Origin of the sequence: Janthinobacterium psychrotolerans, from assembly GCF_001677885.1 — a bacterium.
GTDB classification, from domain to species: domain Bacteria; phylum Pseudomonadota; class Gammaproteobacteria; order Burkholderiales; family Burkholderiaceae_D; genus Janthinobacterium; species Janthinobacterium psychrotolerans.
Genome location: NZ_LOCQ01000035.1, coordinates 36,504 through 50,950 on the forward strand (window position 1 = coordinate 36,504; position 14,447 = coordinate 50,950).

Annotated in this window: 10 protein-coding genes and 2 tRNA genes; 8 read left to right on the top strand and 4 right to left on the bottom strand. The window is 60.6% G+C overall.

What is annotated here, in order from left to right; translation table 11 throughout:
- Positions 1–125: 125 nt before the first annotated feature.
- Positions 126–2,006, bottom strand: coding sequence for a phosphoenolpyruvate carboxykinase (GTP) (locus ASR47_RS02105; RefSeq protein ID WP_065306111.1), 1,881 nt, complete (start codon positions 2,004–2,006; stop codon positions 126–128).
- A gap of 304 nt (positions 2,007–2,310) precedes the next feature.
- Between ASR47_RS02105 and ASR47_RS02110 the strand changes: the two genes are divergently transcribed.
- Positions 2,311–3,336 (top strand): D-2-hydroxyacid dehydrogenase family protein, encoded by a 1,026-nt coding sequence (locus ASR47_RS02110; protein WP_065306112.1) that lies wholly within the window; start codon positions 2,311–2,313, stop codon positions 3,334–3,336.
- Here the strand turns inward: ASR47_RS02110 and ASR47_RS02115 are convergent.
- Positions 3,314–4,087, bottom strand: a complete 774-nt coding sequence (locus tag ASR47_RS02115) for an L-asparaginase (RefSeq protein ID WP_065306113.1) — start codon at positions 4,085–4,087, stop codon at positions 3,314–3,316. The genes ASR47_RS02110 and ASR47_RS02115 overlap by 23 nt on opposite strands.
- A 167-nt stretch (positions 4,088–4,254) precedes the next feature.
- Here ASR47_RS02115 and ASR47_RS02120 point away from each other — a divergent pair, with 167 nt between their 5' ends.
- The 3 genes from ASR47_RS02120 (at position 4,255) to ASR47_RS02130 (ending at position 9,053) form a co-directional block, all read left to right on the top strand.
- Positions 4,255–4,740, top strand: a complete 486-nt coding sequence (locus ASR47_RS02120; protein ID WP_065306114.1) for an asparaginase domain-containing protein — start codon at positions 4,255–4,257, stop codon at positions 4,738–4,740.
- A 463-nt stretch (positions 4,741–5,203) separates the two neighbouring features.
- Entirely contained in the window at positions 5,204–7,939 is a 2,736-nt protein-coding gene (locus tag ASR47_RS02125) for a TonB-dependent receptor (RefSeq protein WP_065306115.1), read from the top strand.
- Positions 7,940–8,084: 145 nt separating this feature from the next.
- Positions 8,085–9,053 (top strand): IS1595 family transposase, encoded by a 969-nt coding sequence (locus ASR47_RS02130; protein ID WP_065306116.1) that lies wholly within the window; start codon positions 8,085–8,087, stop codon positions 9,051–9,053.
- Positions 9,054–9,133: 80 nt separating this feature from the next.
- Here the strand turns inward: ASR47_RS02130 and ASR47_RS02135 are convergent, their stop codons facing one another.
- Together ASR47_RS02135 and dinB are read right to left on the bottom strand one after the other, a co-directional pair.
- Positions 9,134–10,030, bottom strand: a complete 897-nt coding sequence (locus tag ASR47_RS02135; protein ID WP_065306117.1) for a recombination-associated protein RdgC — start codon at positions 10,028–10,030, stop codon at positions 9,134–9,136.
- A gap of 117 nt (positions 10,031–10,147) precedes the next feature.
- Positions 10,148–11,332: a DNA polymerase IV gene (gene dinB, locus ASR47_RS02140; protein ID WP_483790116.1), complete on the bottom strand. Its 1,185-nt coding sequence runs from the start codon at positions 11,330–11,332 to the stop codon at positions 10,148–10,150.
- 186 nt (positions 11,333–11,518) lie between these two features.
- Here dinB and ASR47_RS02145 point away from each other — a divergent pair, with 186 nt between their 5' ends.
- The 4 genes from ASR47_RS02145 to ASR47_RS02160 form a co-directional block, all read left to right on the top strand.
- Positions 11,519–13,672, top strand: a complete 2,154-nt coding sequence (locus tag ASR47_RS02145) for a S9 family peptidase (RefSeq protein ID WP_245714235.1) — start codon at positions 11,519–11,521, stop codon at positions 13,670–13,672.
- Between the two features lie 103 nt (positions 13,673–13,775).
- Positions 13,776–13,851 (top strand) — tRNA-Val (locus ASR47_RS02150).
- A 54-nt stretch (positions 13,852–13,905) separates the two neighbouring features.
- Positions 13,906–13,982, top strand: a tRNA-Asp gene (locus ASR47_RS02155).
- A 170-nt stretch (positions 13,983–14,152) separates the two neighbouring features.
- A partial coding sequence (locus ASR47_RS02160) for an IS1/IS1595 family N-terminal zinc-binding domain-containing protein (RefSeq protein ID WP_150127643.1) occupies positions 14,153–14,447 on the top strand: 295 nt, incomplete at its 3' end.

Below are 14,447 nucleotides of genomic sequence, written 5' to 3' on the forward strand. Positions count from 1 at the left end.
CAGCACCATAAAAAACGGCGCGTATTGCTCATGCAATCCGCGCCGTTTCTCTCTGCTAGCACGCCAGTCATTGCCGGCGTGTCTTTTATCACACGCCGGTCTTTGCCAGCGTGCGTCTCCCCCTGCTACAACTCTTGCCCTGCCAGGCGCTGCTCGAGCGCCGCCTTGTTGTCTGCCAGTTCCTGCGGCAGATGATAGGCCAGCTTTTCAAACAACTCCGTATGCAATTTCAATTCTTCCACCCACGCCGCCTTGTCGATCGAGGTGATGGTGTCGAATTGTGCTTGCGTGAACGGCAGGCCATCCCAGTTCAGGTCGCCATATTCTGGCGTGGTGCCAAACAGGTTTTCCACGCCGCCCGTCTTGCCGTCGATCCGTTCGAGCATCCATTTCAGCACGCGCATATTGTCGCCGAAACCAGGCCAGACGAATTTGCCGGCCTCGTCGGTACGGAACCAGTTGACGCAATAGATCTTCGGCAGCGCGGCCGGATTGACCTTGCCCACTTTGACGCCCATGTCCAGCCAGTGCTGGAAATAGTCGCTCATGTTATAGCCGATAAATGGCAACATGGCAAATGGATCGCGTCGTACCACGCCCATCTGGCCGACGGCGGCGGCGGTGGTTTCGGAACCCATGGTGGCGGCCATGTAGACGCCTTCGACCCAGTTGCGCGCTTCGGTGACCAGTGGCACGGTGGTCGAGCGGCGGCCACCGAAGATGAAGGCCGAGATCGGCACGCCGGCCGGGTCGTCCCAGGCGGCGTCGATCACCGGGTTTTGCGTCGCCGCAACAGTAAACCGTGCATTCGGGTGGGCGGCCTTGGTGCCGGAAGCCGGCGTCCAGTCCTTGCCCTGCCAGTCGATCAGGTGGCTCGGCGCTTCCTTGCTCAGGCCTTCCCACCAGACGTCGCCGTCGTCGGTCAGCGCGACGTTGGTGAAGATGGTGTTGTCACGCATCGAGGCCATGCAGTTGAAATTGGTTTTTTCGTTGGTGCCGGGCGCCACGCCAAAGTAGCCCGCTTCCGGGTTGATGGCGTACAGGCGGCCATCGGCACCGGGCTTGATCCAGGCGATATCGTCGCCGATGGTAGTCACTTTCCAGCCTTTGAAACTGGCCGGTGGAATCAGCATGGCGAAGTTGGTCTTGCCGCAGGCCGAAGGGAAAGCCGCCGCCACATAGTGCTTCTTGCCTTCCGGCGACTCGACACCGAGGATCAGCATGTGTTCGGCCAGCCAGCCCGGTGCCTCGACCGAGGCTTGCGCTTCCTGGTAGCCCATGTTCGAGGCGATGCGCAGGGCAAAACATTTCTTGCCCAGCAGGGCGTTGCCGCCGTAGCCGGAGCCAAAGGACCAGATTTCGCGCGTTTCCGGGAAATGCACGATGTATTTGGTGCTGTTGCAGGGCCACTTGACGTCGGCCTGGCCGGCGGCCAGCGGTGCGCCCACGCTGTGCACGCAGGGCACGAAGTCGCCGTCGGTGCCGAGCACGTCGTAGACGGCGCGGCCCATGCGGGTCATGATTTTCATGTTGACGGCGACATAGGGCGAGTCGGACAGTTCGACGCCGATATGTGCGATTGGCGAGCCCAGAGGACCCATCGAGAACGGCACGACATACATGGTGCGGCCCTGCATGCAGCCGTCGAACAGGCCGTTCAGGGTATGGCGCATCTCGCCCGGCTCGGTCCAGTTATTGGTCGGGCCGGCCGCTTCCTTGGTTGCCGAGCAGATATACGTGCGGTCTTCGACGCGGGCCACGTCGCTCGGGTCGGAGCAGGCCAGGTAGGAATTCGGGCGCTTGTCGGCATTGAGTTTTTTCATGGTGCCGCTGGCCACCATCTCGGCACACAGGCGCTCGTACTCCTCCTGCGAGCCATCGCACCAGTAGATGCGATCGGGCTTGGTCAGCGCGGCGATCTCCGCCACCCAATTGATCAGTTTCTGTTGTTTAATATAAGCTGGGACGTTGAGTGTAGCAACGCCACCCATGACGGGCTGATTCATATTACCTCCAATACCAATTAAGAATTCTGGTCATTCAGGCAGACAACCGTGCCGCGGCGCGTACACGCTGGCAGATCAAGCTGTCGTGCCGGCCGCAGCGCAAGGCGCCGGCGGCGGGTAGTTGCGCCTGGTGGGTGCGCGGTGCATGCATCAGGAAGCGCAAAGTGTCGGCGATTGTACACCCGTCAAACCGCTATTCTCGCAAAAATGTAGGAGAATAGCCCGACTAATGTAGTAGGCTATTCAGCATTATCCGTATCCTGTTATTTCCCTACCAAATTCACTTTAAAATCGGTCAACTGCCATGAAAATTGCCATACTCGATGATTATCAGGATGCCGTGCGCGGCCTGGATTGTTTCAAATTAACCGCAGGCCACGACGTGAAGGTATTTTCCAACACCACGCGCGGCCTGGGCCAGCTGGCGATCCGGCTGGCGCCGTTTGACGCCCTGGTATTGATACGCGAGCGCAGCAGTTTCAACCGGGCGCTGCTGGCCAAGCTGCCCAATCTGAAGCTGCTGTCGCAGACGGGCAAGGTCAGCGGCCATGTCGACGTGGCGGCCGCCACCGAACTGGGCATCGCGATTGCCGAAGGGGTCGGTTCGCCGACGGCGCCGGCCGAACTGACGTGGGCCCTGATCATGGCGGCGCAGCGCAAGATCGTGCCCTACGGGCAGCACCTGAAGGAAGGCCTGTGGCAAATGGCTTCGCTGGAACCGGCGCACAACACCCTCGGTACGGCGCTCAAGGGCCGCACCCTCGGCATCTGGGGTTATGGCAAGATCGGCCAGCTGGTGGCCGGCTATGGGCGCGCGTTCGGCATGCGGGTGCTGGTATGGGGCAGCGAGGCGAGCCGTACGGCGGCGGTGGCGGCCGGCGACACGGCGGCGGCATCACGCGAGGATTTTTTTGCGCAGGCCGATGTGCTCAGCCTGCATCTGCGCCTGTCCGACAAGACCCGTGGCCTGGTCACGGCGCAGGACCTGGCGCGCATGAAACCGACTTCGCTGTTCGTCAATACCAGCCGCGCCGAACTGGTGGCTGACGGTGCACTGGAAGCGGCCCTGCCGCAAGGACATCCCGGCGCGGCCGCGCTCGACGTGTTTACCGATGAGCCCCTGCCGCCCACCTCAGCGCTGTTGCGGATGCCCAATGTGCTGGCCACGCCGCACCTGGGCTACGTCGAGCGTGACGGCTATGAACTGTATTTCAGCTACGCGCTGCAAAATATCGCCGACTACGCCCAGGGGCAATGCACGCGCCTGCTGAACCCCGAGGTGCTGGCGCATGCACGCCAGCTTGCCTTCAGGAACGCTGGAAACCCTTGACCAGATCCGGTTCGCCGGTAATGGTCATGGCAGGGGCCGGCAGCACGTGCGGGCGCGACCACAGGCCGGTCCAGCCCGGTGGCCAGGCGATCACCGGGCCGGCATACGCGGGCAAGCCGGCGCGCACGGCAATCACCGGCACCGGCGGCATCTCGGGCAGCGGCGCGCCAGGTTCGCGCGGCATGTCCAGGCTGTACATATAGCTGGGCAACAAGGCGTCGCAGACCTGCGCGAACCAGGCCGCGTGGTCTTCGTCGCGGCCCAGCGCCTGGGCCAGCCCTTGCGGATCGAAGCGCGCCAGCGCGTCGACCAGTTCGCTCGTGGTGGCGCCCGGCGTATCGCCCCAGCCCATCACCGGATTGACGTTGTAGTCGGCGCCCGAGCCATACCAGCCTTCGCGCCACGGCCGCTGCATCCAGTCGCGCGGGCCCGTAAACAGATGCCAGCGCCAGTGCAGGCCCGACGGTTTCGGCCACGAATACAGATACAGCTTTTGATAGCCGGCGCGGTGCAGTTCGCGCACCATGGCCATCAGCCGCGCATGCGGCATGCGGTCGGGCGGCGCGCGGCGAAAGCGGATCGCTTCGCCATCGGCAAATTCGACATCGTCGGTGGACAGATTCAGGTCCAGGGTGCGCGATTCACTGCCGAAGCGCGCGGCGATCCAGCCGGTCAGCAAGTTGACGGACGTGATCACGCCATAGCCGCGATGGCGGTGAAAAATGACGGTGCCGGGAGCAAGCGCTTTCATGGGGAATCATCAGGCCGGAGCAGGAACAAGGAATCCAGTGTACTCACAGATGGGCGAATTTTCCAGCGATGCCAACAAGCCCCGCTCAAGCAGGCGCCATCATTCCCGCAAGCGTGGCAATCCAAGATATCATGCGCGTCATTCTCCACTGACATCGTGACCACATCATGACCTTGCGCATCCTCGCCACCGGCGGCACTTTCGACAAGCATTACAACGAATTGAACGGCACCCTGGGTTTTTCCGACAGCCATCTGCCTGCCGCCATCGCGCGCGCGCGCATGACGGCGCCGGTGGCGCTGGAGCAGCTGCCCCTGCTCGACTCGCTCGACATGCAGGATGCCGACCGCCAGCGCGTGCTGGCCTCGTGCCGCGCGGCGCATGAAAAAGCCATCGTCATCATCCACGGCACCGACACCATGCGCGAAACGGCGCAAGTGCTGGGCGCGGCGCAATTGCAGCAGACCATCATCCTGACGGGCGCCATGATTCCGTATGAAATCGCCAACTCCGACGCCCTGTTCAACCTGGGCTTTGCCTGCGGCGTGGCGCAAGCCCTGCCGCCCGGCGTGTATGTGGCGATGAACGGGCAGATCTTCGCCTGGGACAATGTGCAGAAGAACCGCGCCGCCGGCGTGTTCCAGCCTTTGTAAATTATTGTCCTGCAATGCGATCAGCCCGCTTTTAGCGGGCTTTTTTTCGACTATTGAAAATTCTGCAATAAACCATGGACCATCAAATTATTGATGGTGAAATGCGTAACTATCAATAGAATCAGTTTTTTGTTGTAAAAAAACGCCATTCATAATTTCTTATATCATTAATTTTTATGAATATAAATCTTAACATTTAACACTTCATGAAATTTTCTTCAGTATCTTCAATTTATTGCCAAATACTACATGGTTGAGTTCCATTTTTTATTGCTGAGACGACATAATGTTTGTCACGACAAGCAAAAAGTGCATTTATAACAATATTGCATCAGGTGCTCTTTCCTGTCCTCCCGATGTGGATACCCTGCTGTGCACAGCATTGGCGGCCGCTACCCGCAGGCCGTGACGATGCTCGTGCACCGCTTGTCGTTATTAAAACTACTACGGAGTAATTGTTACAATGGCATTCAAAGAAAAAATTGGCGTACGCAGCGTACGCCTGGCCCTGACCGTACTGGCAGGTAGTGTCTTGTTGACCGGCCAGGCAATGGCGCAGGAACAGGAAGCCATCCAGAAGGTGGAGATCACCGGTTCGAGTATCAAACGTATCGCCGTCGAAGGCGCACTGCCAGTGCAGCGCCTGACGCAAGAAGCGATCGCCAAGACGGGCGCCACCACCGTCGCCGACCTGATGCAAGCGCTGCCAGCGATGCAAGGTTTCACCATTGGCGCCGTCGCCGCCGGTTCCGACTCGGGCGGCCGCACCAGCGCGTCGATCCATGATATCGGCGAGTCCTACACCTTGGTCCTGCTGAACGGCCGCCGCATTGCGCCACAAGGTTCGGGTACCTCCGTCAATCTGAACGCCATTCCGATGAGCGCCATCGAGCGCGTAGAAATCCTGACCGACGGTGCTTCGGCCCTGTACGGTTCGGACGCGATTGCCGGCGTCATCAACTTCATCCTGAAAAAAAATGTCCAGGGCGTAACCCTGGAAGCAACCTACGGCGGTCCTGAAGACCGCGGCGGCAGCGCCTGGAATACCAGCGTCACTGCCGGTTTCGGGGACCTGGACGAAGACCGCTACAACGTGCTGTTCTCGTATCGCCACGACGAACAGGAAAAAGTGCGCGCCACCGACCGTTCGTTTGCCCGCAGCTCCTTCGTGCCGTTCTCGCGCAATGGCAAGAACTACATCTGGGACCGCACCAGCACCTCGGCATCGCCTGCCGGCGCGACTGTCGCCTACAAGAACGTCAATACGCCGTCGACCGCTTTCAGCCCTTATTTGCTGCAAAACGGCAACTGTGCACCGGACAACTACGTCACCCTGGCCAACTCGCGCGCTTGCGGCTTCGATACCGGTTCGACCGTGGAAATCGTGCCGCAATCGAAACGCGACAGCCTGTTCGTCAAGGGCACCTACAAGCTCAACGACAACATGAACGCGTTTGCCGAAATGGCCTTGTCGCGTTTTGACCTGACCGCCCGTATCGCCGCCAATCCGGTACCGATCTCGATCGCCAAGGACAGTGCGCTGTACAACACCTACGTCAAGCCTTACCTGACGACGGCCCAACAGAACGACATCAAGTCGGTCACGGCCAACTACCGCTCGGTCGACTGGGGCCTGCGCGCCAGCAACAGCATCACCGAAACCAAGCACCTGGTGCTGGGCGTGGAAGGTGAATTGGGCGCGTGGAACTTCGAAAGCGGCCTGACCTGGTCGCAAAACGCGATCGACGAGCGCTACACCGGTGGCTACGCCAAGAACGCGGAATTCCGCGCCATTGTCGCCAATCCGCTGTTCAACCCGTTCGCCGGTACGCAATCGGCCGCCCTGCAATCGCAGATCGATGCCTCGCAATTCAACGGTTCGGTTCGCACCGCATCGACCACCATGCGTGGCTTCGATACCCACGGTTCGCGCGAGTTGTTCGACCTGCCAGGCGGCAAGGCCAACATCGGCGTCGGTGGCGACTACCGCAGCTACCGCTACGAGCAATCGCCAGACGGCAACGCCAACGACAGCACCCTCTACAACTACAACGCCAAGCCAGCTTACGACCTGAGCCGTGACACCTATGGCGTCTTCGTCGAGTTGCTGGCACCGCTGACCAAGACGCTGGAAGTGACTGCCGGCGCCCGCTACGACAATGTATCGTCGATCGACAACGGCATCAGCAACAAGACCGTCGGCAAGAGCGACAGCGCCAACACCTATAAAGTGTCGGCCCGCTGGCAGCCAGTGCAGACCGTCCTGATCCGCGGTTCCTACGGCACCGGCTTCAAGGCGCCTGACATGCTCGACATCGGCCAGCCACTGGTCAATGCCGGCTTTACCGCCAAGTCCTATGATTGCCCGTTCCCAGGCACGCAATACTGCCGTTCGTCGTCGACCCAGTACAACGAATTGTCTGGCGGTAATGAAAACCTGAAATCGGAAAAATCGAAACAGTTCACCCTCGGCTTCCGTATCGAACCGAGCGCGGCTTTCTCGGTTGGCGCCGACCTGTGGGACGTGAAGATCACCGACGCCGTGTCGGCCGTGAGCGAAGCCCAGGCGTTTGGCAACCCGGCCCTGTACAACTCGCTGTTTGGCCTGTACACCGAGCCATCGACCGGCAACACCTACTATGCGTTCAAGTCGCTGTCGATGAACATCGGCAAGACGCATAACCGCGGTATCGACTGGGATATGTCGGCGAACCACAAGTTTGACTTCGGCAAGCTGACCGCCAACCTGAGCGGCACCCACATGTTGAAAGCCGACTACACCGTACCAGGTACGGCTGATCAGTGGACCAACAACATGAACTTCTACGGCATCACCGATAAAGTGACGTTCCGTAACCTGATCAAGTTGAATGTCAGCTTCGAAAGCGGCCGCATGACCAACACCCTGATCGCCAGCTACCGCAACGGCTACACCGATGCTGAAGCAACGGTGCGCAACGTCGGTACGGGCAAAAACGAAGCCATCCGCCTGGAAGTGCCTTCGTACACGACGATCGACTGGCAAGGCCGTTTCGCCGTCAACAAATCGACGACGATCCGTGCCGGCATCAAAAACCTGTTCGACCGTGCACCACCACTGTCGCTGCGCGCGTCGTCGGGCCACCAGATCGGTTTCGATCCACGCTACGCCGATCCAATGATGCGTTCGTTCTACATCACCGGCAACTACAAGTTCTAATTTGACGTATTGAATTAGCTTGCTCAAAACGCCTTGCACATCACCGTGCAAGGCGTTTTTTTTAGGCTCTGTCACCGAAAACGGTGGGAACACTCTGCCGTTGCTGCCGTCTAACTGATCAGGTATTTCCTTCCAGGAGCCGATCATGGACACAACCCAGTGGCGGGCATTCGCCAGGCAAATCCCGCAACTGTCGCATCGCCAGCGCATTGTCAGCAGCAGCTTGTTGCGCAGTAGCGCGCCACAGGAGGCGGCGGTTGTGCTGATCGAACAAACAGCGCAGACGCAGCTGCATTGTCCTGCTTGCGGCGCGACACGTTTCCACCGCCACGGCCAGGCCCACGGCTTGCAGCGCTATCGCTGCGTACCCTGCAGCAAAACCTTCAACGCCTTGAGCGGCACACCGCTGGCGCATCTGCACCACAAGGAACGCTGGCTGGCCTATGCCGACTGTCTGCTCAACTCCTTTTCGGGGCGCAAGGCGGCCACGCAAGTAAATGTCCATCGCAACACCAGCTTTCGCTGGCGCCATCGTTTCCTCGCGCTGGCCAAGACCGACCGGCCACGCTGCCTGCACGGCATCACTGAAGTCGACGAAATGTATGTGCTGGAATCGCAGAAAGGTTCAAGACACATGACGCGGCCGGCGCGCAAGCGCGGTGGCCGCGCCAGCCAGCGTGGCATCTCCAATGAGCAAGTGTGCGTGCTGGTGGCGCGCGACCGCACCGGCCAAACCGTCGATTTCGTGACCGGCCTGGGCCAGCTGACCAAAGCCAAGCTGCACGCCTGCCTGCCGCCGGTGATCGACCGTGACATTTTGTTGGTCAGCGATGGCCATCCGGCCTATCCCGTGTTTGCCAGGGAGATCGGTATCCAGCATGCGTCCGTCAACTTGCGGGCCGGCATCCGCGTGCGCGGCACGGTGCACGTACAGAATGTCAACGCCTATCACAGCCGGCTGCGTGGCTGGCTGCGCGCCTTTCACGGCGTGGCGACGCGCTACCTGCCGAACTACCTGGGCTGGCGCTGGATACTCGACGCGCGGCGAATATTGTCCCCCGAAAGCTTGCTCAGGGCCACCTTGGGTACGTTCCCACATTTGACGGTGACATAGCTTTTTTTTATGCCCATATAAAACGCGGACGTAAAAAAAGAGCCGCATGCGGCTCTTCTTCCCGTGCCAAGGCAGGCAGCTTACGCCGTCGCTTCGCCACCGAGTGCTTCGACCACGTCGGCCATCAGCTTGGACAGTTCGCCCGTCATCAGCATCATGTCGCCGTCGAAACGTTCTTCGTCGTTCCTGGTGCTCGATTCGGTTTCCTTGATCACGTCGAGCGGCTTGATGCTCTTGATCGCCAGCGATTCGGTCAGCACGAACGATATCTTGTCGTTCCAGGTCATGGCCAGGCGCGTGCACTGCTTGCCGGCCGCGATATGGCGGCGCACGTCGTCCGCTTCCAGCGTGTGGCGCACATAGCGCACGGTGGCCTTGCTTTCGCCGGTGGCGCGCAATTCCGTGTCCATGTCGACCGTGAAGCCGGCCGGCGCGTCGTCGGCCTGCAGCCATTCCGTCATCACCGCCACCGGCGAGCGCTGCACGCGCAGGCTTTCCAGCGGCAGCTTGTCGACGGCTTTCAGCAGCAGCTTGATCACTTCGTCGGCCTTGGCCGGGCTGGCCGCATCGACCACCAGCCAGCCATTGACCGGGTCGATCCAGGTCCAGACATTGCTGCGGATGCTGAAGGCGCGCGGCAGCAGTTCGTCGGCCACGCGCTCCTTGAGCTCCTTCATGGCTTTCTTGCCCGGTGCAAAGCCTTGCGCTTCTTCCATTTCAGCCGCGCGGGCCTTGGCCACCTGGTTGATCACGGTGGCCGGCAGCAGTTTCTTTTCCGTGCCCAGCAGGAGCAGCATCTGCTTGTTGACCACATGCACCAGGCCGCCGTTCGGGCGTGGCGTATCCCAGCCCTGGCGCATCAGGTCCATGCTGGTGGCCGGCGTGAATTTGTTCGAGGACAGCGCCTCTTCCAGCTGTTCTGGCGTGTAAGCCCACGGTGCGGGCAGGCGGTAAATCTGAAGATTCTTGAACCACATAGTTTTTGTCTTCCGGTTGTTTCGTTGGAGCTAACAGGACGCCATTCTACACTTTCGACACGTTCCTGCCGTCAAAAGCGCGCGCTGGCGCGATGCTTGAAATAGGGAGTAAAACAGCTACAGGGCGGGGAACAGCTCGGCCTGCGCCGGCGCCTGCCTTGTACTTTGGGACGGGTCGCACAGGGTGGAAATGCGCACCCCCAGCAGGCGGATTTTCTTTTCGAACGGTACCCGCCGCAGGCAGTCGCGGGTGGCGCGCAGTATCGCCGCCGCGTCCGCCGTCGCGCTGGGCAAGGTGATGTCGCGCGTGACGGTGCTGAAATCTTCGAAGCGCAATTTGATGCCCACCGTGCGCCCGGCCAGCGCGTGCTTGTCGAGGTCGCCCGCCACCCGCGTGCACAGGCTTTCCAGTTTTTCCGACAGCACGGCGCGGTCGCGCACCACCTGCAGGTCGCGCTCGAAGGTGGTTTCGCGGCTGACCGACTTGGTTTCGCGGCTGGTCTGCACCGGGCGGTCGTCGATGCCCAGCGCCGCCTGGTGCAGCCAGCCCGTATACAGGTCGCCAAACTGGGTGCGCAGCATGCCCAAGTCGGCCTGCGCCAGCTCGCCGATGGTCACTATGCCCATCGCTGCCAGCTTGGCGGTGGCTTTCGGGCCGATGCCGTTGATTTTTTTTGCCGGCAAGGGCCACACGCGCGTGGCGATATCTTCCGGGTGCAAGATCGTCAGGCCATCGGGCTTTTCCAGGTCGGAACAGATTTTCGCCAGCAATTTGTTCGGCGCCAGGCCAATCGAGCACGACAGGCCGGTGGCGTCGAACACGGCCGCCTTCAGCCTGGCCGCAAACGCGGGCGCGCCGTCGCCGTGTTCGCTCAGGTCGATATAGATTTCATCGATGCCGACGTTCTGGATCACCGGCGCCAGATTCGCCACCGCCTGCTTGAAGCGGGTGGAATATTCGCGGTAGGCTTCGAAGTCGGCCGGCAGCAGGATGCTGTCGGGCGCCAGCCTGGCCGCCTTCATGATGCCCATCGCCGAAAACACGCCAAAAGCGCGCGCCGCATAGGTCGAGGTGGTGACCACGCCGCGCCCCACGTAGTCGCGCATGCGGGCGAACTGGCGCGTGCCGTCCGGCTGCAACACGGGCTGCTGCAGGCGCCCGCCGCCAATGACGACCGCTTCGCCGCGCAATTCCGGATATTTCAGCAGTTCAACCGACGCAAAAAAGGCGTCCATGTCCAAGTGCGCAATCCAGCGGCGCGGTGCGAGCGATTCAGGCGATGAGGAAACGGATGCGGTCAAGGACACCTCGCGGCGGTTGGGCTTGCCGCCGCGTGGTGACGCAATGGTGGCGGCAAGATACTGGTCATGCATACAGTATTACCCGAAACGGCAATTCTCGCAAGTTGAAACCGGCCGGCAAGATCAGCGGTTGCATTTCTGAGTAGCAAGAATAGAATCTTGTCACAACACTACAAAGGAGTTGCCTTGTCTCGCCTATCCCGCTATTCACACACCGTCCGCCTGGCCATGAGCCTGCCGGCCCTGCTGCTGTCCACCCTGGCGCCACTCGCGACGGCGGCCGACACCCTTGCTTCCCCGCCCATCGCCGCCAAGTCTGCCTGGCAAGAAACACGCCACGGCACCGTCGTCACCGACGACTACCGCTGGCTGCAAAAGAAGACCGATCCCGCCGTGATCGACTACCTGAATGCGGAAAATGCCTACACGGCCGCAGTCACGGCCCCGATACAGCCGCTGGCCGACAAGCTGTTCGGCGAGATCAAGGGGCGGATGCAGGAAGTCGATTTATCCGTACCTGTACGCATGGGCAATTTTTACTATTACACGCGCACCGAAGCGGGCAAGCAATACCCGATCAATTGCCGCCGCCCGGTCGGCGCCAACGGCGCCTATGACGCGCAAGTAACAGAAGAAATCCTGCTGGACCAGAACCAGCTGGCCGAAGGCCACACCTTCTTTTCCGTACGCGCGTTTGCCGTCAGCCCGAACGAGCAGTTGCTGGCCTACACCACCGACACCACCGGCTTTCGCCAGTACGAATTGCACATCAAGGATCTGAAAACCGGCAAGCTGCTGGGCGATACCATGCCGCGCGTGACGTCCCTGGCCTGGGCCGCCAACAATGCCACCCTGATGCTGGTGCAGGAAGACGCCACCACCAAGCGCTCGGACCGATTGTTCCGCTTGCAGCTGGGCGGCGCGCCGCAGCAGGTGTATCACGAGGCGGTCGAGCAATTTTCCATCAGCATCAACCGCACGCAGGACAAGCGGTTTTTTGCCCTGCGCGCCGGCAGCACCGATACCAGCGATGTGCGGTTGCTGTCGACCGCCACGCCGGATGGCGAATTCAAGCTGGTATTGCCACGCGAAAAAGGCCACCGCTACAGCGTCGAGCACCGCGATGGCCAGTTGTATATCCTGACTAACAAGGAGGCGAAAAACTTTCGCATCGTCAGCGCGCCGTTGAGCGCGCCGCAGCCGAAGAACTGGCGTCCCCTGGTGCCGCACGACAAGGACGCCGTCATCAAGTCGCTCGACGTGTTCCAGGATTACCTGGTCGTTATCGAAAAGGCGCGCGCCCTGAACCGCGCCCGTATTTATGACTTCAACAGCAAGCAGTGGAAGACCGTGAAATTCGACGACCCGGTCTACCTGGCGGGCGCGGCCGGCACGCCGGAATTCAATGCCACCCACTATCGCATGTCGTACCAGTCACCGGTCACGCCGCCAACGGTGATAGACGTCAACATGAAGGACGGCCAGCGCACGGTACTGAAACAGCAGGAAATCGTTGGCGGCTATGACGCCAGCCGCTATGCCACCGAGCGTTTGTGGGTGAAAGCGCGCGACGGCGTGCAGGTGCCGCTGTGGATCGTCTACAAGAAAGGCGTCAAGCGCGACGGCTCGGCGCCGTTGCTGCTGTATTCGTATGGTTCCTACGGCATCTCGACGGAAGCGGGCTTTGCCATCAGCCGCATCAGCCTGCTGGAACGGGGCGTGGTGTATGCCCAGGCGCATATCCGTGGCGGCACCGACATGGGCGAAGCCTGGCATGAAGACGGCATGCTGATGAAGAAGAAAAACACCTTCAATGACTTCATCGACAGCGCCGACTACCTGGTGCGCGAAAAATGGACCAGCCCACAGCGCCTGATCATCCAGGGCGGCAGCGCCGGCGGCCTGCTGATGGGCGCCGTGGTCAATATGCGCCCCGAACTGTTCCACGCGGTGCACGCGGCGGTGCCGTTTGTCGACGTGATGAACACCATGATGGACGCCAGCCTGCCGTTGACCACCGGCGAATACCTGGAATGGGGCGACCCGAACCAGAAGGCGGCCTACGACTACATGCTCAGCTATTCGCCATACGACAATATCGCCCGCAAGGCCTATCCGGCGATGCTGGTGACCACCGGCCTGAACGACAGCCAGGTGATGTACTGGGAACCGGCCAAGTATGTGGCCAAGCTGCGCGCGTATAAAACGGACAGCAATCCGCTGTTGCTGAAAACAAACATGGGCGCCGGCCATGGCGGCGCCTCGGGCCGCTATGACGCGATCAAGGAAAACGCCTTCAATACCGCATGGATGCTGTCCCAGTGGGGAATCACGGAATAATTTGAAAAAAGCGCTTGCAACAGGATTTTTGCCATCCTATAATAGCGCCTCTTCCAGACGTGGTGACAAACGTCGGGATGGTTTTCTGAGACAAGCAGGCATCGGGTGCTTAGCTCAGTTGGTAGAGCGGCGCCCTTACAAGGCGTAGGTCGGGAGTTCGAGCCTCTCAGCACCCACCAAATCAGAAAACTGTCCAGTGCTTCATGGATCAGTAACACAGATCATACGAGCTTGGAGTGGTAGTTCAGTTGGTTAGAATACCGGCCTGTCACGTCGGGGGTCGCGGGTTCGAGTCCCGTCCGCTCCGCCAATAAAAGAAAAGCCCTTTGGTTCTCTGAACCGAAGGGCTTTTCCCATTTCCGCGCCAGAAAATCATCCATTCTTTTCATTGAAAAAATTGGCTATGTCAGCGAAAACGGTGGGAACGCGCCGCAGTTACTGAGGTCTAACTGATCAGGTATTTCCTTCCAGGAGCCGATCATGGATAGAGCCCAGTGGCAGGCCTTCGCCAGGCAATTTGCGCAACTGTCGCACCGCCAGCGCCTTGCCAGCGGCGATCTGTTGCGCAGCAGCGCGCCACAGGTTGCGGCCGTCACCCTGATCGAGCAGACAGCGCAGGCGCAACTGCATTGTCCGGCATGTCTATCAACACATTTCCACCGGCATGGCCAGGTCCATGGCCTGCAGCGCTATCGCTGCGTGCCCTGCCGCAAAACCTTCAACGCCTTGAGCGGCACGCCGCTGGCGCACCTGCACCACAAGGAACGCTGGCTGG

Excerpts from the sequence above, each read along its gene's own strand:
- ASR47_RS02120 (WP_065306114.1), top strand. The coding sequence starts at position 4,255 with ATGACCTTGCGCATCCTCGCCACCGGCGGCACTTTCGACAAGCATTAC.
- ASR47_RS02125 (WP_065306115.1), top strand. The coding sequence starts at position 5,204 with ATGGCATTCAAAGAAAAAATTGGCGTACGCAGCGTACGCCTGGCCCTG.
- ASR47_RS02130 (WP_065306116.1), top strand. The coding sequence starts at position 8,085 with ATGGACACAACCCAGTGGCGGGCATTCGCCAGGCAAATCCCGCAACTG.
- ASR47_RS02135 (WP_065306117.1), bottom strand. The coding sequence starts at position 10,030 with ATGTGGTTCAAGAATCTTCAGATTTACCGCCTGCCCGCACCGTGGGCT.
- ASR47_RS02110 (WP_065306112.1), top strand. The coding sequence starts at position 2,311 with ATGAAAATTGCCATACTCGATGATTATCAGGATGCCGTGCGCGGCCTG.
- ASR47_RS02105 (WP_065306111.1), bottom strand. The coding sequence starts at position 2,006 with ATGAATCAGCCCGTCATGGGTGGCGTTGCTACACTCAACGTCCCAGCT.
- ASR47_RS02115 (WP_065306113.1), bottom strand. The coding sequence starts at position 4,087 with ATGAAAGCGCTTGCTCCCGGCACCGTCATTTTTCACCGCCATCGCGGC.